Source organism: Streptodolium elevatio (genome assembly GCF_053592165.1).
Genome location: NZ_JBSFVE010000005.1, coordinates 240,100 through 259,187 on the forward strand (window position 1 = coordinate 240,100; position 19,088 = coordinate 259,187).

Here is a 19,088-nt window from a genome sequence, read left to right on the forward strand (position 1 = left end):
ATCTTCGCGTCATATGGGCATTTGTCCGCTGGGACGCGGCCGCACACCTACAAGGCCTGGGCCTCTCGCCTGACGCGCGGCCGGTCATCGGCGGCGCTCAGTTGCCGGCCGGCGGCAGTTCCCGGCCCAGAGCCGCGGCAAAGCGCTCGCGCAGCAGGTGGTACTCGGGCCCGCGGCGCCTGAGGGGGCCGGTCGGCCGTACGACCGTGCGCGGATCGAGGATTTGTTGTCCCAGCCGGAACTGCTCGTACGTCAGGTCGAGCGCCAGGCCGCTGGGCAGCCGGTTCCACCAGTGGTAGCCGACATCGGCGCCGTCCAGTTCGACGTCCGCGAGCATCAGGTCGCCGCCGAACAGGTCGTGCACCACGAGGGCGGTGATGTCGCAGTGCCCCCACGCCGGATTGTCCGGCCGCCACGGCTCGCGCGCGGCGTCGTCGGGCGAGCACGTGTCCGTCGCCCAGGCGGTGCGGAAGGCGCGGTCGAGGGCCGGGAGCGAGGTGGGGGCGATCATGACAGGCACGCTGTCACAGGGGTGCGACATGAGGGTACGAGGCCGGCGGCGCCGGGCCGGGGTGGGCGCGGTCAGCCCGCTGCCGTCGCGAAGCGCTGCCGCAGGGCGGGCTTGCTGACCTTCCCCGTCCCGGTCGCGGGCAGCTCGTCGACGAAGTGGACCACACGCGGGATCTTGAAGCCCGCGAGGCGTGCACGGCACAGCGCCACCAGCTCGTCTTCCAGCTCGGCTTCGGACGGTCGTGCGTCGGCAGGCACGACCACCGCGCATACGCGTTCACCCCAACGGGCGTCCGGAATGCCGATGACCGCGACGTCGCGTACCCCCGGATGGGTGCGCAGGACACCCTCCACCTCGCGCGCGCTGACGTTCTCTCCGCCGGAGATGACGATGTCCTTCTTGCGGTCCGCGACGTAGAGGTAGCCGGCGTCGTCGAGGCGCCCGAGGTCGCCGGTGCGGAACCACGCGTCCCGGAACGCCTCGTCGGTGGCCTTCGGGTCCTCCCAGTACCCGTCGCACACCTGCTTGGCGCGGACGGCGATCTCGCCGACCTGCCCGGTCGGCACGTCCGCCCACGCGTCGTCGATGATGCGCAGCTCCACGCCGGGACCGGGCCGACCGGCCGCCGACAGCAGCTCCGGGCGGTGTTCCTCCGGTGTCAGGAATACCGCGTTGCCCGACAGTTCGGTGGAGCCGTAGCCCTGTCCGAGGTCGCAGCCCAGGACATCGGCGGTACGGCGGAGCAGTTCGGGGGAGATGGGCGAGGCGCCGTACCCGATGCCGCGCAGGCGGCCGCGCAACCGCGCGACGCCGTCCTGCGCCAACAGCGCGTCGATCATCGTCGGCGCGAGCGACATGTTGGTGACGCCGTGCCGCGCCACGAGGGCGGGCAGCGCCGCGGGGTCGTACTTGCGCACCAACACGACGGGGCGGGCGCGCATATGGTGCATGGGCACCTGGTACGCCCCGGCCACGTGGCACAGCGGGAACGGCGTGAGGAACACCGTGTCGGCGTGCACCGGGCGCCGCGCGAGTGTCGTGCGCATGCCGGCGGTGAGGCTGCGATGCGTCAGGCGTACGCCCTTGGGGCGGCCGGTCGAGCCGGAGGTGAACAGCAGCCACGCGAGCGCCCGGTCGTCGCTCGGGCCGGTCGGCGCCGAGGCCGCGGCAGCGCGACCCTCCGCCAGGAGGGCGTCCCACTCGTCGAAGGTCACCACCGGGCGCTCCCGGTCGGCGAGCTCGGACGCGAGCGCAGGGTCCGCGAGCACCAGCTCCGTACCCGAGCGGTTCAGCAGGTCGACCCACTCGTTGCGGTGGAGGCGCGGGTTCAGCGGCACGAGGACGCGTCCCGCACGCGGTACGGCGTAGCAGGCCACCACGTACTCGGCCCGGTTGTGCGCGACTATCGCCACCCGGCCGCCGGGCGAGACGCGCTCGGCCACCGCCGCCGCCAACGCCTCACACTGCGCGTCGAGCTGACCGAATGTCAGCTCGACTCCGTCCTCGGGGCAGATGAGCGCGATGTCATCCGCCGCCCGGCCCGCCGCGGCCCGCAAGATCTCGTGAAGCAACACCCCGCGAAGCTACCTCGCAGGTGATGCCACCGACAGCCCCGCCCCTCCGGGCCGCGCCCGGCGCCTCAAGGCGTCAGGGTCGGGCGTCAGGGGCCGGGCGCCGGCCCCGCGTGCGTCGTCAGTCCAGGACGGCGGTGGCCTCGATCTCCACCAGCAGGTCCGGTTCCGCCAGGGCGGCGACGCCGATGAGCGTGACGGGCTTGGTCGGGTCGACGCCGAGTTTGGCGGCCGCCCGCCCGACGCCCTCGCCGAGCTGCGGCATCTTGTCGGGAGTCCAGTCGACGACGTACGCGGTCAGCTTGGCCACGTCGTCGAACGACCCGCCCACGGCCGCGAGGGCGGTGGCGATGTTGAGGTACACCTGCTCCACCTGCGCGGCGAGGTCGCCCTCGCCCACCTTCCCGCCGTCGGCGTCGCGGGCGACCTGCCCGGCGAGGAAGACGAGGCGGGACCCGGTCGCGACGGAGAGCTGGCGGTAGACCTCGGGCTTGGGCAGACCGTCGGGGTTCATGAGCTGCACGGCCATGTCGGTCCTCCTGGCTGTCGGTGTGCTTCGGAATAACATAGCAGTGCTATGTATTGTGTTGCCGTGGCAAGAACCAAGGACCCGGCGGTACGCGCCCTGCTCCTGCGGCGAGCGGCGCAGATGCTGCGGGCACGCGAACCGGTGACGCTCCGTTCCCTCGTGGCGGGCACCGGCGTCTCGACGATGGCGGTCTACACCTACTTCGGCGGCATGGACGGACTCTGGAGCGCGCTGCGCCAGGAGGGGTTCACCCTCCTGGCGGCCCGGCTCGCCGCCGTCGCACCGAGTGCGGATCCGGTGCGGGACCTGGCGGCGCAGGGGGCCGCGTACGTGGCCAATGCGTTGGACGCGCCCGACCTCTACCGCGTCATGTTCGACGCGGACTTCGAACTCGAGGACCCTCAGGCGGCCGACGACACGCTGGACAGTCTCGTACGCAACGTCGGCCGGGCGAAAGACTCCGGCCGGTTCCGCGGCGACGTCGATCCGCTCGAACTGGCAACCCAGAGCTGGGTGATCGGCCACGGACTCGCCTCGCTCGCCACCGCCGGACCGCTGCCGGAGGGCGCCCTGACGTACGCGATCCCCATGCTGACCGGTCTGTACGTCGCGGCCGGCGACGACCCCGCGCAGTGCGGCCGGTCCGTCGAACGCGGCTGGCGCACCGACCCCGTGACTCCACCGATGTGACGGGCCACAGGCGGCGGACCGAAAGCTGTCAGGCCCGGCTACCCGTCGGTATGCTCGCGGGTGCCCGTGAGCCACCGCCATTGCCCCGCCCCTGGGAGATCGCCATGTCGAAGGCCCTGCGCATCTGCCCGTTGTGCGAAGCAACCTGCGGGCTGACGCTCACGATCGACGCAGGACGGGTCACGGCCGCCCGCGGCGACCGTGACGACATCTTCAGCCGGGGCTTCATCTGCCCCAAGGGCGCCGCGTTCCCCGAGGTCGACGGCGATCCGGACCGGCTCACCGGGCCCCTCGTACGCGAGAACGGGGCTCTGCGCGAAGCGACCTGGGACGAGGCTTTCGACCTCATCGCCGCCCGGGTCCGGCCGCTGGTCGAGGAACACGGGAAGAACGCCGTGGCCCTGATCCTCGGCAACCCCAACGTGCACACCGTCGCCGGGGCGCTCTACCCGCCGTTGCTGCTCCGCGCCCTCGGCACGCGCAACTACTACTCGGCGTCCACGGTCGACCAGATGCCGAAGCACGTGTCCAGCGGGCTGCTCTTCGGCGACCCGTTCGCCATCCCGGTGCCCGACCTCGACCGGACCGACCACCTGCTGATGCTCGGGGCCAATCCACTCGACTCCAACGGCAGCCTGTGCACGGCCCCCGATTTCCCGGGCAAGCTCAAGGCACTGCAGGCGCGGGGCGGAACGTTCACCGTCGTCGACCCCCGCCGTACCCGCACCGCCCGCCTGGCCGACCGCCACCTCGCCATCCGGCCGGGCGCCGACGCGCTGTTCCTCGCGGCACTCGTGCACACCCTGTTCGCCGAGGATCTCGTCAGGCTCGGAGACCTTGCCGAGCACGTCGACGGCGTATCCGAACTCCGGGAGGCGGTCAAGGAGTTCACCCCCGACGCGGTTGCCGCCGCCTGCGACCTGGACGCCGACGCCATCCGCGCCACGGCCCGCGAGCTGGCCGCCGCGCCCACTGCGGCCGTGTACGGGCGGGTCGGCTCCTCAACCGTCGAATACGGCACGCTCGGGAACTGGCTCGTCGACGTCCTCAACGTGCTCACCGGGAACCTCGACCGGCCCGGCGGCGCGCTCTTCCCGCACGGGGCGACCGCACCGGCACCTCGAAAGGCCGGACCCGGCAAGGGGTTTGCGCTCGGACGCTGGGCCAGCCGGGTGTCCGGCCACCCCGAGGCCAAGGGGGAACTGCCGCTCACCGCCCTCGCCGAGGAGATCGAGACCCCGGGCGAAGGACGCGTCCGCGCGGTCGTCACCATCGCCGCGAACCCCGTCCTGTCCGCACCCGACGGACGGCGCCTCGACGCGGCGCTCGACACGCTCGACTTCATGGTGTCGGTCGACCCGTACCTCAACGAGACCACCCGGCATGCGGACGTCGTGCTGCCGCCGCCTCCGCCGTCCCAGAGCCCGCACTTCGACTTCGTGTTCAACCAGTTCGCGGTGCGCAACCAGGCCCGGTACTCGCCGGCCGTCCTCCCGCTCGGTCCGGGCCGCATGGACGAGTGCGAGATCCACGCCCGGCTGATCCTGGCCGTCTCCGGCATGCACGGCGCCCCGCCCTCGGCGGTCGACGACCTCGCCGTCGCCACGACCCTCGCGAAGGCCGTGGCGGACGAGCAGTCGCCCGTACACGGACGGGACCCGAAGGAGGTGACCGCCGAGCTGATCGGCGCCACCGGGCCCGAACGCCGCCTGGACATGATGCTGCGCCTCGGTTCCTACGGGCTCACGCTGGACGCCCTGCGCGCCGCTCCGCACGGCATCGACCTCGGCCCGCTGGAGCCGCGGCTGCCCGGCGTCCTCAAGACGCGCAGCGGGCGCATCGAGCTGTTCCCCGCACCCGTCGAAGCCGACATGCCCCGGTTGCGCGCCGCGCTCGACGCCGTTCCGGCCGCCGACACACTCCAGCTGGTCGGCCGCCGCCACCTGCGCTCCAACAACAGCTGGATGCACAACATCCCGGCGCTGACCGGCGGTTCCAACCGCTGCACCCTCCAGGTCCACCCGGACGACGCGGCACGGCTCGGCCTCGTCGGCGGCGCGGCGGCCCGGATCAAGGGGGAGGGCGGCGAGTTGGAGGCCGAGGTCGAGATCACCGAGGGAATGCGCCCAGGTGTCGTGAGCCTGCCGCACGGGTGGGGGCACGACCGCCCCGGCACCCGGCTCTCGGTCGCCGCGGAACGCCCCGGGGTCAACGTGAACCAGCTGCTGGACGGCTCACGGCTCGACCCCCTGTCGGGCACGGCGGTGCTGAACGGATTCCCCGTACACGTCTCGCCCGCGCACTGACGCCGGCCCCCTGTCACGGGCCTTGACCCATTCGACGACCGTCAACTCTATCGTGGGCCGCTGACGGCAAGCGATCTTCGGTCGGTGGGAGGCAGTTGATGCGGTTCATCGTGTTGGGCGCGGGGGCGATCGGCGGAGCGGTCGGGGGCAGGCTGGCGGCGGCGGGCCACGACGTGGTGCTCATCGCGCGGTCGGCGCACGCCGCGGCGATCCGCGGGAAGGGGCTCCGCATCCTGGACCCCGAGGGCGAGCAGGTGGTGAACGTACCGGTGGCCGAGCACCCGCAGGAGATCACGTTCGCGCCGGAAGACGTCGTGCTCCTGAGCGTGAAGACGCAGGACACCCCCGCCGCGCTCCGCGACCTCGCCGAGGCGGCTCCGGCGTCGACCCCGGTGGTCTGCGCGCAGAACGGCGTCGCCAACGAGGACATGGCCCTGCGCTCGTTCGACAACGTGTACGGCATGAACGTCATGTGCCCGGCCCTGTACACCGAGCCCGGGATCGTGCAGCTGCACTCCACCCCGGTCGCCGGCACCCTCGACCTCGGCCGCTACCCGAGCGGCTCCGACGACACCGCGCGCAAGATCGCGGCGGCGCTCTCGTCGGCCACATTCCCCTCCGAAGCCCGCGACGACATCATGCGGTGGAAGTACGGCAAGCTCCTCTACAACCTGGCCAACGCCGCGGAGGCGCTCTGCGGTCCGAGCGTCCGCGTCGGCCCCGTCGCCACCCATCTGCGCGGCGAGACGGACGCCTGCTACGCCGCCGCGGGCATCGAACCCCTCCTCGAACCGGCCGACTCCCCGCGCCGCGGCTTCATCGTCGACCTCCCGGTACGCGGCGCCGACCGTGCCGGCGGCTCGTCGTACCAGAGCCTGCTGCGCGGCACCGGCGGCATCGAGGCCGACTACCTCAACGGCGAGATCGCCCGCCTCGGCCGCCTCCACGGCGTGCCGACCCCGGTGAACGCCGCGGTGCAGCGCCTCGCCAACCACCACGCCCGCCACCGCCTCGCCCCCGCGACGCTGACCGACGCCGACATCCTCCGCGCGGCCGGCGTGGCATGACGGACGCCGTGGGGCGGGGGAGGTGCCGGGTGGTGTGGATCACGTTCGCGTGAGCGATGAGTTTCCACGGCGACGACGGTCATAAGGGGACAGGCGCACCGCACAGGGCGGGGCGCGACGGACCGCACCGCACCCGAGAGGACCACGGACATGGCTGAGACGGTGAAGGGCCCCGCGTCGTACTTTCCCTCGATCGAGAAGAAGTACGGCCGACCCATTTCGGAGTGGCAGGGCCTGATCCGCTCGTCGCCGCTGACCAAGCACATGGAGTTGGTGGGCTGGCTCAAGAGCGAGCACGGCCTCGGCCACGGTCACGCCAACGCCCTCGTGGCCCACACTCTCGCCGAGGAAAGCGGCAAGTAGCCCGCCGCCGAGCCGTGTTGTCGGTGCGGCCGCGTTGTCAGTGCGGCCGCATAGAGTCACAGACATCATCTCCAAGGAATCTGCGCCCTTGGTGACGGTGTCGGGCCCGCCTCGGAACACTCGCACACGAGGCGGGCCTTCACCATGTCCCGGCACCTTGCCGCGTGCCGCCTGGAGACCCCGTGGTTTGTCCCGGACGGGCTTCCGCATCCCCTGGCCGGGTGCTGCCGGTGCCCCTTGCCAGGGAGTCGCCCGGGCGAGGCTCCCCCGTACCGGGGAGGGGACGGTTCGCTCGCATGCGTGACGACCCCGGCGTCCGATCTTCATAGCGTTTCGGAGGGGACGCGGAGAGGCCGCGTCGGCAACTCGGGGATCCCATGCCGAACATGAAGAACGAAGCGCGTCAGCGTGCGCTCAAGTACGTGGCAATCACGGTGGCTTCGCTGACGGTCGCACTGTCCGCCTGCTCCGGCACGGACGACAAGACCGCCGATTCGCCGTCAGGTACTCCGTCGAGCACTCCGACCGGAACTCCGACGGGGTCGCCCTCGGCTGCGGCGTCCGGCGGCTCGCAACCGCCGTCGCCGGGCGGGACCACATCCCTCCCGATGCCTCTCCCGTCCTCCGAACAGGCCGACGCGGTCGCGAAGTTCCTTGGCGAGAACTGGCCGGAGGGGGCCGGTGGCTCCGTGGTCACCGCGCGGAACGGCGAGTTGGTGAGCTGCCAAGGACTGGGCCGCTCGGACGAGGCCGCGGGCCGGGCGGCGGGCTGCGACACCGTCTACGACATCGGCTCGATCACGAAGTCCTTCACCGCCGCGGCCGTTCTGAAGCTGGAGATGAACGGAGCGCTGCGGGTCACCGACAGCATCGGCGTCCACCTGGGCGCGGTTCCGGCCGACAAGCGCGCGATCACCATCCATCAGCTCCTCACCCACACCTCGGGGCTCCCGGAAGGCATCGGCGAGGACTACGAGCCTTTGTCCAGGGACGCGATGCTGGGCCGTGCCCTCGCCACACCGCTCGAGGCCGCACCGGGCGAGGAGTTCGCGTACTCCAACACCGGCTATTCGGTGCTTGCCGCCGTCGTCGAAAAGGTGTCCGGGATGTCGTACGGCGACTTCCTCGCCCGCAACCTCTTCGGCCCCGCGGGCATGACCCGCACCGGCTACGTGCTGCCCGATCCGGGCCGCGGCGACGTCGCCGTCGAGTACGACGAGCAAGGTGCGTCCCAGGGGCGGCCGTTCGAGCATCCGTGGGCGCCGGACGGCCCGTACTGGAACCTGCGCGGCAACGGCGGCCTGCTGTCGACCGCGAGTGACATGTTCCGTTGGTACCGCGCCCTGGAGGGGGACACGATTTTGAACGGGGCGGCCAAGGCCAAGATGTTCACCCCGCACGTCCCCGAGGGCGACGGCCTGCCCAGCTCGTACGGCTACGGATTGACCGTGTTCCCGACCGACAAGGGCCCGCTGATCACTCACGACGGCGGCAACGACTGGTCCTTCGCCCGCTTCGCGATCCGCCCGTCCGACCACACGATGGTCTTCTGGGCCACCAACACCGCCATCCGGGAAGGCAAATGGGACCTGGAGGACCAGGACGCCGACCTCACCCAGGACCTCATAGCCCTAGCCGCCGCGAAACCCTGACAGGGACGGGCAGGCCGACGACGTTCTGGAAGTCCCGCTGGGCTTCGGTCAGTGCGGTCCGGTTCGCGCCCGCTGCCCGGTCGGGCCAGCGCAGTTGCACCGCGTCGTCCTCCCAGAAGCAGACCGGACAGATCTCGTGCGACCCGGGCTGTTCGTGCATCGTCAACCGGCCGCAGCACACGCAGGGATACTTCACGATCACGCCCGCCATCCTGCCGTACGCCTGGCGGCTAGCGGTCGTTGTGGTGGCGGCTTACCTGGCGCCAGACGGCCTCGTCGCAGATGCCGAGGGGGCGGCGGAACGCCGAGCGGGCTATCCGACGGGGACGGTCCAGTTCGAGCCAGCTGTCGTGGGTCGCCGACTTGTCCCAGCCCGCGACCGGCATGCGGATGTACCCCGGGCGGCCCGACTTGTCCTGGCTGGTGATCTTCAGAATGTCGACACCGCGCGGGCCGGTGCCGACCACGAGGCACGGGCGGTCCTTGGTCTCGGCCACGTCGTCGAACGGAACAGACGCGAACCAGATTTGGCCGGGGGACGGTGCCGACCCCGGCGTGGGCCGCACGACGCGCGGGGGGCGTGCGGTACGCGTCGGCCCGGCCGTACCCCGCTGCCGCCGCGGACGGCCGCCTGAGGGCCGTGAGCCCGAGGCAGGCCTGCCCGGTCGGCTGCGCGGCGGTCGGCCCGCGGCGGCAGGGGCGCGGCTGAGCGCACCTGCCGCCAGGCAGATTGCCGAGGCGATCAGGCCGCTCGCGTACGCGTTGGCGGGGTCGATCGCGGCGACCACGAAGCCCACGACGGAGGCGCCGGCCACGAGGGCGATCGAGCCGACTGCCAGGCCGCGGAAGTCACGGCCGCCGCGCGGCACCACCACGTAGCGCCAGAAGACGTACGCTCCGACTGCGGCCATTGCCGACGCGACCGACCACGGGACGCCCCCCGCGCCCGGGACCTGGTCGTCGCGGTCGTTCACCGCCGCGTGCACGACGGTCCCGGGTGCCGCCAGCAGCGCCCATGCGGCGATCAGGGCCGCAACTGCCGTGAGCCTGCGTCTCCATGCCGTGGGCCGTGTCATGCGCTGTGCCATACGCCGTCCGCCCCTTCGAATGACTCGAGCCCTCACGCATCGCGGGCCGTTGCCGAGCCGAGTCGTGTCGTCGCCGGGACAGCACTGTAGGGAAGGTTCAGCCCCCGAAGGTCACCGGCAGCCGGTCAGGTCCGCGCAGCGCGGTGGTCAGCATGCCCTTCACGCGTACTTCGGCGCCCTCTGCGAGGCGCAGGCCGGGCAGCCGCTCCAGCACCACCTTCAGGGCCACGCGCATCTCCGCGATGGCGAGGAACGTGCCGAGGCAGACGTGCGGGCCGTCGCCGAACGCCAGGGTGGCCATCGCGCGTCGGGTGATGTCGAAGCGGTCCGGGTCGGGGTACACCTGCGGGTCGCGGTTGGCGGCGGTGATGCCGAAGATCAGCGGTGTCTCGTCGGGTATGTCGATGCCGTGCCAGTCCCGCACCCGGACGGGGCACATGCGCGGCAGCAGGCCCACCGGCGGTTCCCAGCGCAGCGCCTCCTCGACGGCCCAGGGCAGGTGCTTCTCGGGTGCGGAGAGCAGCAGTTCGAGCTGGTCGGGATGAGTGAGCAGGGCCAGCAGCGCGTTCCCGAGTCCGAGGTATGTCGTGTCCGCGCCGGCCGGGAACAGCAGGCGCAGGAACGACAGGATCTCCTCGTCCGACAGCATGCGGCCTTCGTCGTCGCGGATCGTGGCGAGCGTGGACAGCAGGTCGCCACCGGGCTGCGCGCGGCGCGCGGCCACGATCGGCGTCACATATGCGGTGAACTCCGCCGACGCCCGATCCGCCGCCTCGGGCGCGAAGGGGTAGTGGAACAGCTCGTACGCCCAGCGCCGGAACTGCTCCTCGTCGTCCACCGGCAGGCCCAGCAGCCGGGTGATCACCTGGATGGGGTACTGGTGCGTGAACTCCGCGACCAGGTCCGCGGATCCGCGGTCGGCGAAGCGGTCCACGATCTCGTGCGCGAGTGGTTCGAGGATGCCGGCGACGTGCCCGTCCATGAGCTTGCGCCGGAACGCGGGTGCCACCAACGCGCGGTTGATGCGGTGTTCCTCGCCGCTCATGCACTGGATCGTGTGGCCCAGGACGGCTTCGGTGGTCGCCGAGTAGATGGCGGCGGACGGGAACGACGCCTCGTCCTTGAACGCGGCCGTGACCAACTCGTGGGAGAGCAGCAGGAGGGCGCGGAATCCGGCGTACGGCACGACGGCGTACGGCTTCTTCGCGCGCAGGTCGGCCAGGACCGCGTGTACGTCCTCGATGTCGTCGAAGGCGAAGTCGATCCCTTCGATGTCAGGCGTGTCCATGAGATCGGGCTGATCGGAGGCGGAACTCATCGACAGCTCCTCGACATTGGCAGGATGGCGAATATTCGCCATCCCGGTGATGTATATTCGGTGCCGTTGCGGACTCTAGGCCGCGGGTGCGGCCGATTCAAGGGCGCGGGAGCATCCAGGGCGCCGGAACGGACGGCGCATGAGCGAGACCGCGGAATCCCCTTCGCCTCCCACCCACCGCGTTGTGGCCGTCGTCGAACTCCTGGCCGCCGATCCGGCGCCGCTCACGGTGGCCGACGTGACCGCGCGCCTCGACCTCAACCGGTCGACAACCACGGCCGTCCTGTCCGCGCTGGAGGCCACCGGGTGGGTACGCCGTGACCCGGCGGCCCGCACCTACACCCTCGGCCCCGGGCTCCTGGGCGTCGCGGACGCGGTCCGGACCCGCGCGGGCGTCCTCGATTCGCTCGCGCGCGAACTCGACGCCCTCGCCGAGCTTTTCGGCTGCGGGGTGGCGCTGTCCGAGATCGGCCCTGCGCAGATCACCTTTGTCGCCGTCGCGGGTGGCCCCGAGGCGCTGCCGTCCGGCATCGCCGTCGGGACGCGCCTGCCCTTGCGACCACCCGGGGGCGCGGCCGTGATGCCGTGGCGCCCGCCCGCCGATCGCGCGGCCTGGCTCGCGCGTGGACCGGAGGGCAGCCGCGAAGAGCTGGCGGAACTGCTGGTGCTGGCCCAGGCGACAGGCGTCGCGCTGTGGCGGCCCACCGCCGAGCACGGGCAGCTTCTGGCCGTGCTGCGCGACGTCGTGGACCTGCTGGACGCGCATCCGGGGCGGGCGGACCTGCGGTCGCGCGTGCTGGACCAGTTGGTCGTGATCGGCGGACAGCCGTACACCAAGGCGGACCTCGACGACGACCGCCCGCTGCCCCTCAGCTATCTGTCCGCTCCGGTGTTCGACGGGGCCGGGCGCGCGCGGCACGAGTTGCAGATCGGTCCGCTGCGGGCGGCAGTCGGCAAGGACGAACGGGCATGGTATATCCGCGAGTTGCAGGCCGCCGCCGAGCGGATCGGGGGAGCCTGACCGCCGCCTCGCGCCCCGTCCGGCGCGCCTCGGCACGCCCGCACCCGGCCACGGTCCGGGCCGCCCGGGCCGTGCCCCCGGCCGCCCGGGCTGTCGCCGGACCCGGCCCGAGCGTGCCGCCGTCGGATCGCACGGGGCGAGGCGTACCGTACGGACATGCAGCTCACCAAGATCGGCCACTCGTGCGTGCGCCTCCATGCCAAGGGCATCACCATCGTCATCGACCCGGGCGCGTTCAACCCCGCCGACGTCCTCGACGGCGCCGACGCGGTCCTGGTGACGCACGAGCACTTCGACCATGTCGTGCCCGACCAACTGCGGGCCGCGCTGGCCGACAACCCCGAGCTCCAGGTATGGACGAACCCGGCTCTCGCCGCACAGTTCGCCGACCTCGGCGGCCGGGTGCTGGCCGTGACGCACGGCGACACGTTCGAGATCGGCGGCACCGGGGGCGTCCCGGTCCACGTGTACGGCGAGAAGCACGCCACCATCCACCGCGACATCCCACTCGTCGACAACGTCGGGTTCCTGGTCGACGGAGAGGTGTTCCACCCCGGCGACGCGCTGACCGTCCCCGACGCGCCGGTGCCGACGCTGCTGACCCCTGCCGCCGCGCCCTGGCTGAAGGTCGCCGAGGCGGCGGACTACGTGCGCGAGGTGGCGCCGCGCCGCGCGATCCTCATCCACGACGCGGTGCTGAGCGACGCGGGCCGCGAGGTGCACACGCGTCTGCTGACCGGCCTGACCGAGGGGCCGGAGCGGGACGTCGTCACCGCGACGCCGGGCGAGCCCCTCACCTTGGGCTGACCCCGACGCCGCCGACCGGGTGCGCAAATCCGGTTGGGCTCGCGCGGGAGGCGCTGTAGACAGATGGCATGAGCGACTACCGCATCCGTGCCGCGACCCGCGACGACACCGACGACGTACTGGCCTTCTGGGCCGCGGCCGCCGAAGGCACGAGCATCAGCGACGACCGGGACGGTGTGGCCGGGCTGGTCGCCCGTGACCCCGACGCGCTGCTGATCGCGACGTCTGCCGCCGGTGACTCCGCCATCGTCGGTACGGTGGTCGCCGGCTGGGACGGATGGCGGTGCCACCTGTACCGGCTCGCCGTGGACCCGGCCCTGCGGCGGCGCGGCATCGGGCGCCTGCTCCTGGACGCCGCGGAACAGCGCTTCGTCGCACTCGGCGGGCGACGCGGCGATGCCATGGTCCTGGACCGCAACACCTCGGGCCGCGCGGCCTGGGCGGCGTCGGGGTATCGGCCCGAGCCGCACTGGACGCGGTGGGTCAAGCCGCTCGCGGCCGGTTGACCGGAATCGGCACGCGCGCCGCCTCACCGGGAGCGCGGACGGGAACCGGCCGCCGTACCCGGCCTGTTCCGCGCTCCGGAGACGGAATGATCAGCGGCGGCCGAGGTCGTCGAGGGCCTTGCCGGTCAGGCGGTAGACGGTCCACTCGTCCTGCGGGGTCGCGCCCAGCGACTTGTAGAAGCCGATCGCCGGGTCGTTCCAGTCCAGGACCGACCATTCGACGCGGCCGTACCCGCGCTCGACGGCGATGCGGGCGAGTTCGGCCAGCAGGGCGCGGCCGTGGCCGCCGCCGCGCGAGTCGGGCGTGACGTACAGGTCTTCGAGATAGACGCCGGGCTTGCCGAGCCAGGTGGAGTACGACGTGAACCACAGGGCGAAGCCCTGCGGGGTGCCGTCCGCGTCCTCGGCGATGAGCGCGTTCGCGGCCGGGGTCGGACCGAACAGATCGCGTTCGAGATCCGCTTCGGTGGCGTGGACCTCGTGCGCGGCCCGCTCGTACTCGGCGAGCTCGCGTACGAAGCGCAGGATCGTGGGAACGTCGTCGCGCGTGGCGGTTCTGATCATGTGCGGCACGGTACCGGGTGGTTTGGGTGGCGGGCCACGGCATTGCGGGTGGCGCATCGCACGGTCCGTCGCCCTTGCGTCCGCACGCGCTCGCGCGTGGACTGTCCTGCGCCGGGAACCGAAGAGGCGTCACCGGCATCCCCCATGGGGGATGGCGTTCCGCACGCACCTGCCGGTCGCCCGGACCCGCCGTCGTCCCGGGCGCGGATTCGCAGTTGTCGCGTCGGGCCGCCGTCCTCCACGATGTCCTCCGGCTGTTCCCCGCACCGCCCGTCCCAACGCGCTCCGCCCTGTCCCCGCGAAGGAGTTCCCGTGACCGCCGCGCCCGTGCCCTGGACGCTCGACCACCTCACCGGCCAGGAGGTCGCCGTTCCGGCGATGCGGCAGACGATCAGAACGATATATACCGAGGTGTATGCCGAAGAACCGTATCTTCGGTCCGAGTCCGACGCCCGGGACTGGGACGAGAACGTGCTGCCCCGGCACCTGGACGCACCCGGCTTCGCGCTCGTCTTCGCCCGGACCGCCGAGGACTCGATACCCATGGGGTTCGGCCTGGGCGTCCCGCTGCCCGCGGACAACCGCTGGTGGTCCGGCATGGTCGACCCGCTGCCCGAGCCGATGACGGTCGAGGACGGCCGGCAGACCTTCGCGGTCTACGAGTTCGCGGTACGAAAGGCCTACCGGCGCCAGGGCCTCGGCACCGCGATGCACAACGCCCTGGTCGGCCCGTGGACCGGCACGCGCACCACGCTGACGCTGCGCGCCAGTTCCCCGGCCGCGGTCGGGTTCTGGGACAGCCAGGGGTACCGCTCCGTCGGCTTCTCGCGGCCGTACCCGCTCGCCCCGCTCTACACGATGATGCTGCGCGACCACACGCCGCCCAGCGGCCGGGACGACTGACCGGCCGCGTGGCGCCTCCGCCCGGCCGGCCCGCGGGTCGGCCGGGCGGCCGGGCCCGCGGCCGGTCGAGCACGCGAGGTCACGACAGCACGGGGATGATCCGTTCGCCGTACGCCGCGATGGTGGACTCGCGCGCGTCGTGCATCGCGTACACGGCGAACTGGTCCACGCCCAGGTCCCGCAACTCCATCAGGCGCTCCAACTGCGTCTCGACCGGCCCGATGAGGCAGAACCGCTCGACGATTTCGTCCGGGACGAACTGCGTCGACGGGTTTTCGGCCCGGCCGTGGTGCGAGTAGTCGTAGCCCTGCCGGCCCTTGATGTACTCGGTCAGCTCCTCCGGGACCGCCGACGAGTGCTCGCCGTACCGCGCCACCAGGTCGGCGACGTGGTTGCCGACCATGCCCCCGAACCACCGGCACTGCTCGCGCGCGTGGGCGACCGCGGCGGCCGTGTCCTCGCAGACGTAGGCGGGGGCCGCGACGCACACCTTGATCGCCGCGGGGTCCCGGCCCGCGCGCACCGCGGCGGCACGCACTGCCTTGACCATGTACTCGGTCAGGTACGGATCGGCCAACTGCAGGATGAAGCCGTCCGCCTGACGCCCCACCAGCTCCAGCGCCCGCGGACCGTACGCCGCCATCCACATCGGCAGGCTCGACCCCTCCCGCACCCACGGGATCCGCACGCGCGTGCCGTGCATGTCGACCTCGCGGCCCTCGGCCAATTCCTTGACGACGCGCATGGCCTCGCCGAGGCGTTCCAGCGTGGCCGGCTTGCCGCCGGGGACCCGGACCGCCGAGTCGCCGCGCCCGATGCCGCAGATGGTGCGGTCGCCGTACATCTCGTTGAGGGTCGCGAACAGCGAGGCGGTGACGGTCCAGTCCCGCGTGAGCGGATTGGTGACCATCGGTCCGACGGTGATCGTCGACGTCTCGGCGAGCACGCGGCTGTAGATGACGAACGGCTCCTGCCACAAGACGACGGAGTCGAACGTCCAGCCGTGCGTGAACCCGGCGCGCTCGGCGGTCTTCAGCAGCTCGACGACCTCGGACGCGGGCGGGTCCGCCTGGAGCACCAGACCGAAGTCCATGCGGGTTTGTCTCCTTACCGGGCCCTACCAGGGCCACGCCGGGGGCCGATCACGGCGATCACACCGTCGATGCCGTTCACACCGTTCACACCAGGTACTGGCAGGTGTCGCGCTTGAGGTACGAGCCGTGTCCGGCGTGCCCCGTGTACTTCCCGTCGTCCACCACGACCGTGCCGCGCGAGAGCACCGTGCGGGCCCGGCCGGTGAGTCGCCGGCCCTCGTACGCCGAGTAGTCGACGTTCATGTGATGCGTCGCGGCGGACACCGTCTGCTCGGCGGCCGGGTCGTACACCACCAGGTCGGCGTCCGCGCCGGGCGCGATGGTGCCCTTCCGCGGATAGAGCCCGAACATCCTTGCCGGGGTCGCACACGCGAGCTCGATCCAGCGGCGCCGCGTGATGTGCCCGTCGAGCACCGCCTGGTGCAGCAGGTCCATGCGGTTCTCGACGCCGGGGAGGCCGTTGGGGATCTTCGAGAAGTCGTCGCGCCCGAGGTCCTTCTGGCCCACGAAGCAGAACGGGCAGTGGTCGGTGGACACCACGGACAGGTCGTCGGACCGCAGGCCGCGCCACAGGGCGGCCTGGTGCTCGACCGGCCGAAGAGGCGTGGAGCAGACGTACTTCGCGCCCTCGAAGCCGGGGCGGGCCAGGTCGTCCGTCGACAGGAACAGGTATTGCGGGCACGTCTCGCCGAACACGTTCAGGCCGAGGTCCCGGGCAGCGGTCAGTTCGGCGACGGCCTCCGCGGCCGACACGTGCACCACGTACAGCGGGCTGCCGGCGACGCGCGCGAGCTGGATCGCCCGGTGGGTCGCCTCCGCCTCCAGCAGGGCCTTGCGGACCTCGCCGTGCACGCGCGGATCGGTCCGCCCGTTGGCGAGCGCCTGCTCGATCAGCACGTCGATGGCGATGCCGTTCTCCGCGTGCATCATCGGCAGCGCCCCGTTGTTCGCGGCCTGCTGCATCGCACGCAGGATGCGTCCGTCGTCGCTGTAGAGGACGCCCGGGTAGGCCATGAACATCTTGAAGCTGGTGACGCCCTCGCCGACGAGCTGGTCCATCTCCTTGAGCACCGCGTCGTTCACGTCCGCGAGGATCATGTGGAACGCGTAGTCGATCGCGCAGTTGCCGTCGGCCTTGGCGTGCCACGCGTCGAGCCCCGCGCGCAGGGTCCCGCCGACCTGCTGGATGGCGAAGTCGACGATCGTCGTCGTGCCGCCGAACGCGGCCGCGCGGGTGCCGGTCTCGAACGTGTCGGACGCGACCGTGCCGCCGAAGGGCATCTCCATGTGGGTGTGCGCGTCCACGCCGCCCGGGATCACGTACATCCCGGTCGCGTCGACGACGCGGTCCGCGCCGGGCGCCCAGGCCTCGGCGACCTCGGGTGCGGCGAGGGCCGCGACGCGCTCGCCGTCGACCAGCACGTCGGCGTACGTCTCCTCGGCGGCGGTCACCACAAGGCCGCCGCGGATCAGGGTGCGGGCCACGTCGTCATGCCTCCGTCAGCGGGCCGTACGCGTCGGGGCGCCGGTCGCGGTAGAAGGCCCACTGGTTGCGGACCTCGTCGATCAGGCCGAAGTCGAGGTCGCGGACCACGAGTTCCTCGTCTCGGTCGGACGCGGGCTCGCCCACGAACTGCCCGCGCGGGTCGACGAAGTAGCTGGTGCCGTAGAAGTCGTTGTCGCCGTACTCCTCGACCCCGACGCGGTTGATCGCCGCGATGAAGTACTCGTTGGCGACCGCGGCCGCGGGCTGTTCGAGTTGCCACAGGTACGCGGACAGTCCGCGGCTGGTCGCCGACGGGTTGTACACGAGCTGCGCGCCCGCGAGGCCCAGCGCGCGCCAGCCTTCCGGGAAGTGGCGGTCGTAGCAGATGTAGACGCCGATCCGGCCGACCGCGGTGTCGAACACCGGCCAGCCGAGGTTGCCGGGCCGGAAGTAGTACTTCTCCCAGAAGCCCTTGACCTGCGGGATGTGGTGCTTACGGTACTTGCCGAGCACGGTCCCGTCGGCGTCGATGACGGCCGCGGTGTTGTAGTAGAAGCCGGACTGCTCGACCTCGTAGACCGGCACGACGAGCACCATGCCCAGTTCCCGCGCGAGGGCGCTCATACGGGCGGTCGTCGGGCCCTCGGGCACCGGTTCGGCCCAGCCGTAGTGCTCCGGTTCCTGGACCTGGCAGAAGTAGGGGGCGTTGAACACCTCCTGGAAGCCCATGATCTGGGCCCCCTGCGCGGCGGCCTGCCGGGCGTATGCCTCGTGGACGTCCACCATCGACGCACCGTCGCCCGTCCACTTGGCCTGTACGAGCGCGGCGCGCACGATCTGCGGCATAACGAACCCCCTCATCGCTAGGCAAATCCCCCGCAAAGGGAAGCGACGACTGTAACTCCGTGACCTGCCCCGGGAGAAGGAGGCGGCGCCGACGAATCCATGTGTCGCGGCCTGCCCTCGCGCGGGAGGTCGCGGCATGATGGGGTTACCGGTCGGTAGTGATCTCGGCGACGATCCCGGTGGCACCCCGGCAGCGGCCGGGCGGTGACCGGGCAGCGGCTGGGCGGCGACTGGGCAGCGATCTCGGGAGGCGGCATGGGAGCAGGACACTCGGCGGAGGGCGGGCCTCCGCTCGACCTCCGGACGGCATCGAAGACGCTGGAGGCCCAGCCGTTCAGCGTGCTGCTCGGCGCCCGCCTGACGGCCTTCGGCGACGGCGGCGCGACGATCGAGGTCGACGTACGCGAGGAACTGCGGCAGCAGAACGGGTTCGTGCACGGGGGAGTGCTCGCCTACCTCGCGGACAACGCCGTCACCTTCGCGGCGGGCACGGTCCTCGGCCCGGCGATTCTGACCGCCGGCTTCGCGGTGACGTACGTGCGTCCCGCCTCGGGTGTGCTCCTGCGGGCCCGTGCGACCGTGCTGACGTCGACGCGGTCCCAGGCGGTGTGTTCCTGCGAGATCGCGGCCCTCGACGAGAGCGGTGTCGAGCGCATCTGCGCGACCGCCCAGGGCACCGTGCGCCGCGCCCAATAGCCGAAGGCCGGCGGGCGGACCGCCCGAAGCGGAAATAATGAGTGTTGACTCTCAAATGAGAGTCGGCAAT

20 protein-coding genes are annotated in these 19,088 nt (G+C 71.8%); 10 read left to right on the forward strand and 10 right to left on the reverse strand.

Features of this window, described 5'->3' with window-relative positions; translation table 11 throughout:
• Window positions 1–97: 97 nt before the first annotated feature.
• The 3 genes from ACWD12_RS12740 to ACWD12_RS12750 form a co-directional block, all read right to left on the reverse strand.
• Window positions 98–511 carry a YunG family protein gene (locus tag ACWD12_RS12740; protein WP_450099549.1) on the reverse strand — a complete coding sequence of 138 codons (414 nt, stop codon included), beginning with the start codon at window positions 509–511 and terminating at the stop codon, window positions 98–100.
• Window positions 512–582: 71 nt separating this feature from the next.
• Window positions 583–2,085, reverse strand: a complete 1,503-nt coding sequence (locus ACWD12_RS12745) for a class I adenylate-forming enzyme family protein (RefSeq protein ID WP_450099550.1) — start codon at window positions 2,083–2,085, stop codon at window positions 583–585.
• A gap of 118 nt (window positions 2,086–2,203) precedes the next feature.
• The gene (locus tag ACWD12_RS12750) at window positions 2,204–2,611 is read right to left on the reverse strand and encodes a RidA family protein (protein WP_450099551.1); all 408 of its coding nucleotides are present in this window, start codon (window positions 2,609–2,611) and stop codon (window positions 2,204–2,206) included.
• 63 nt (window positions 2,612–2,674) lie between these two features.
• Here ACWD12_RS12750 and ACWD12_RS12755 point away from each other — a divergent pair, with 63 nt between their 5' ends.
• The 5 genes from ACWD12_RS12755 to ACWD12_RS12775 all read left to right on the forward strand — a co-directional run bounded on the left by ACWD12_RS12755 (window position 2,675) and on the right by ACWD12_RS12775 (window position 8,689).
• Entirely contained in the window at window positions 2,675–3,301 is a 627-nt protein-coding gene (locus ACWD12_RS12755; RefSeq protein WP_358357736.1) for a TetR/AcrR family transcriptional regulator, read from the forward strand.
• A 104-nt stretch (window positions 3,302–3,405) separates the two neighbouring features.
• Window positions 3,406–5,607 carry a molybdopterin oxidoreductase family protein gene (locus ACWD12_RS12760; protein ID WP_450099552.1) on the forward strand — a complete coding sequence of 734 codons (2,202 nt, stop codon included), beginning with the start codon at window positions 3,406–3,408 and terminating at the stop codon, window positions 5,605–5,607.
• A 98-nt stretch (window positions 5,608–5,705) separates the two neighbouring features.
• Window positions 5,706–6,674, forward strand: coding sequence for a ketopantoate reductase family protein (locus tag ACWD12_RS12765; protein WP_450099553.1), 969 nt, complete (start codon window positions 5,706–5,708; stop codon window positions 6,672–6,674).
• Between the two features lie 150 nt (window positions 6,675–6,824).
• Window positions 6,825–7,037: a DUF4287 domain-containing protein gene (locus tag ACWD12_RS12770; protein WP_450099554.1), complete on the forward strand. Its 213-nt coding sequence runs from the start codon at window positions 6,825–6,827 to the stop codon at window positions 7,035–7,037.
• Window positions 7,038–7,645: 608 nt separating this feature from the next.
• Window positions 7,646–8,689, forward strand: coding sequence for a serine hydrolase domain-containing protein (locus ACWD12_RS12775; protein ID WP_450099555.1), 1,044 nt, complete (start codon window positions 7,646–7,648; stop codon window positions 8,687–8,689).
• Here ACWD12_RS12775 and ACWD12_RS12780 read toward each other — a convergent pair.
• From ACWD12_RS12780 to ACWD12_RS12790, 3 genes are all read right to left on the reverse strand, one after another.
• A complete protein-coding gene (locus tag ACWD12_RS12780) occupies window positions 8,661–8,891 on the reverse strand; it encodes a CPCC family cysteine-rich protein (RefSeq protein ID WP_450099556.1) in 231 nt (76 codons plus the stop codon). The genes ACWD12_RS12775 and ACWD12_RS12780 overlap by 29 nt on opposite strands.
• Before the next feature lie 28 nt (window positions 8,892–8,919).
• Window positions 8,920–9,765, reverse strand: coding sequence for a type II toxin-antitoxin system PemK/MazF family toxin (locus ACWD12_RS12785; protein ID WP_450099557.1), 846 nt, complete (start codon window positions 9,763–9,765; stop codon window positions 8,920–8,922).
• 109 nt (window positions 9,766–9,874) lie between these two features.
• The gene (locus tag ACWD12_RS12790; RefSeq protein ID WP_450099558.1) at window positions 9,875–11,095 is read right to left on the reverse strand and encodes a cytochrome P450; all 1,221 of its coding nucleotides are present in this window, start codon (window positions 11,093–11,095) and stop codon (window positions 9,875–9,877) included.
• Between the two features lie 139 nt (window positions 11,096–11,234).
• Here ACWD12_RS12790 and ACWD12_RS12795 point away from each other — a divergent pair, with 139 nt between their 5' ends.
• The 3 genes from ACWD12_RS12795 (at window position 11,235) to ACWD12_RS12805 (ending at window position 13,429) form a co-directional block, all read left to right on the forward strand.
• Window positions 11,235–12,116 carry an IclR family transcriptional regulator gene (locus ACWD12_RS12795; protein ID WP_450099559.1) on the forward strand — a complete coding sequence of 294 codons (882 nt, stop codon included), beginning with the start codon at window positions 11,235–11,237 and terminating at the stop codon, window positions 12,114–12,116.
• A gap of 156 nt (window positions 12,117–12,272) precedes the next feature.
• Window positions 12,273–12,923, forward strand: a complete 651-nt coding sequence (locus ACWD12_RS12800; RefSeq protein WP_450099560.1) for an MBL fold metallo-hydrolase — start codon at window positions 12,273–12,275, stop codon at window positions 12,921–12,923.
• Between the two features lie 68 nt (window positions 12,924–12,991).
• Complete coding sequence (locus ACWD12_RS12805) at window positions 12,992–13,429, forward strand: GNAT family N-acetyltransferase (protein WP_450099561.1); 438 nt, start codon at window positions 12,992–12,994, stop codon at window positions 13,427–13,429.
• Window positions 13,430–13,519: 90 nt separating this feature from the next.
• Here ACWD12_RS12805 and ACWD12_RS12810 read toward each other — a convergent pair whose 3' ends face one another.
• Complete coding sequence (locus ACWD12_RS12810; RefSeq protein ID WP_358352137.1) at window positions 13,520–13,993, reverse strand: GNAT family N-acetyltransferase; 474 nt, start codon at window positions 13,991–13,993, stop codon at window positions 13,520–13,522.
• Window positions 13,994–14,305: 312 nt separating this feature from the next.
• On the opposite strand from ACWD12_RS12810, the gene ACWD12_RS12815 reads away from it, so the two are divergent.
• Window positions 14,306–14,896, forward strand: coding sequence for a GNAT family N-acetyltransferase (locus ACWD12_RS12815; protein ID WP_358352136.1), 591 nt, complete (start codon window positions 14,306–14,308; stop codon window positions 14,894–14,896).
• A 79-nt stretch (window positions 14,897–14,975) separates the two neighbouring features.
• On the opposite strand, the gene ACWD12_RS12820 is transcribed toward ACWD12_RS12815, so the two are convergent.
• From ACWD12_RS12820 to ACWD12_RS12830, 3 genes are all read right to left on the reverse strand, one after another.
• A complete protein-coding gene (locus tag ACWD12_RS12820; RefSeq protein WP_450099562.1) occupies window positions 14,976–15,989 on the reverse strand; it encodes a TIGR03842 family LLM class F420-dependent oxidoreductase in 1,014 nt (337 codons plus the stop codon).
• An 85-nt stretch (window positions 15,990–16,074) separates the two neighbouring features.
• Window positions 16,075–17,475 carry a dihydropyrimidinase gene (gene hydA / locus ACWD12_RS12825; protein ID WP_450099563.1) on the reverse strand — a complete coding sequence of 467 codons (1,401 nt, stop codon included), beginning with the start codon at window positions 17,473–17,475 and terminating at the stop codon, window positions 16,075–16,077.
• 4 nt (window positions 17,476–17,479) lie between these two features.
• Entirely contained in the window at window positions 17,480–18,322 is an 843-nt protein-coding gene (locus tag ACWD12_RS12830) for a nitrilase-related carbon-nitrogen hydrolase (protein ID WP_450099650.1), read from the reverse strand.
• A gap of 255 nt (window positions 18,323–18,577) precedes the next feature.
• Between ACWD12_RS12830 and ACWD12_RS12835 the strand changes: the two genes are divergently transcribed.
• The gene (locus ACWD12_RS12835) at window positions 18,578–19,018 is read left to right on the forward strand and encodes a PaaI family thioesterase (RefSeq protein ID WP_450099564.1); all 441 of its coding nucleotides are present in this window, start codon (window positions 18,578–18,580) and stop codon (window positions 19,016–19,018) included.
• The last annotated feature ends 70 nt before the right edge of the window (window positions 19,019–19,088 follow it).

Excerpts from the sequence above, each read along its gene's own strand:
- ACWD12_RS12820 (WP_450099562.1), bottom strand. The coding sequence starts at position 15,989 with ATGGACTTCGGTCTGGTGCTCCAGGCGGACCCGCCCGCGTCCGAGGTC.
- ACWD12_RS12740 (WP_450099549.1), bottom strand. The coding sequence starts at position 511 with ATGATCGCCCCCACCTCGCTCCCGGCCCTCGACCGCGCCTTCCGCACC.
- ACWD12_RS12760 (WP_450099552.1), top strand. The coding sequence starts at position 3,406 with ATGTCGAAGGCCCTGCGCATCTGCCCGTTGTGCGAAGCAACCTGCGGG.
- ACWD12_RS12775 (WP_450099555.1), top strand. The coding sequence starts at position 7,646 with ATGCCTCTCCCGTCCTCCGAACAGGCCGACGCGGTCGCGAAGTTCCTT.
- ACWD12_RS12770 (WP_450099554.1), top strand. The coding sequence starts at position 6,825 with ATGGCTGAGACGGTGAAGGGCCCCGCGTCGTACTTTCCCTCGATCGAG.
- ACWD12_RS12805 (WP_450099561.1), top strand. The coding sequence starts at position 12,992 with ATGAGCGACTACCGCATCCGTGCCGCGACCCGCGACGACACCGACGAC.
- ACWD12_RS12790 (WP_450099558.1), bottom strand. The coding sequence starts at position 11,095 with ATGAGTTCCGCCTCCGATCAGCCCGATCTCATGGACACGCCTGACATC.
- ACWD12_RS12800 (WP_450099560.1), top strand. The coding sequence starts at position 12,273 with ATGCAGCTCACCAAGATCGGCCACTCGTGCGTGCGCCTCCATGCCAAG.
- ACWD12_RS12810 (WP_358352137.1), bottom strand. The coding sequence starts at position 13,993 with ATGATCAGAACCGCCACGCGCGACGACGTTCCCACGATCCTGCGCTTC.
- ACWD12_RS12785 (WP_450099557.1), bottom strand. The coding sequence starts at position 9,765 with ATGACACGGCCCACGGCATGGAGACGCAGGCTCACGGCAGTTGCGGCC.
- ACWD12_RS12830 (WP_450099650.1), bottom strand. The coding sequence starts at position 18,322 with ATGCCGCAGATCGTGCGCGCCGCGCTCGTACAGGCCAAGTGGACGGGC.
- ACWD12_RS12795 (WP_450099559.1), top strand. The coding sequence starts at position 11,235 with ATGAGCGAGACCGCGGAATCCCCTTCGCCTCCCACCCACCGCGTTGTG.
- ACWD12_RS12765 (WP_450099553.1), top strand. The coding sequence starts at position 5,706 with ATGCGGTTCATCGTGTTGGGCGCGGGGGCGATCGGCGGAGCGGTCGGG.
- ACWD12_RS12835 (WP_450099564.1), top strand. The coding sequence starts at position 18,578 with ATGGGAGCAGGACACTCGGCGGAGGGCGGGCCTCCGCTCGACCTCCGG.
- ACWD12_RS12750 (WP_450099551.1), bottom strand. The coding sequence starts at position 2,611 with ATGGCCGTGCAGCTCATGAACCCCGACGGTCTGCCCAAGCCCGAGGTC.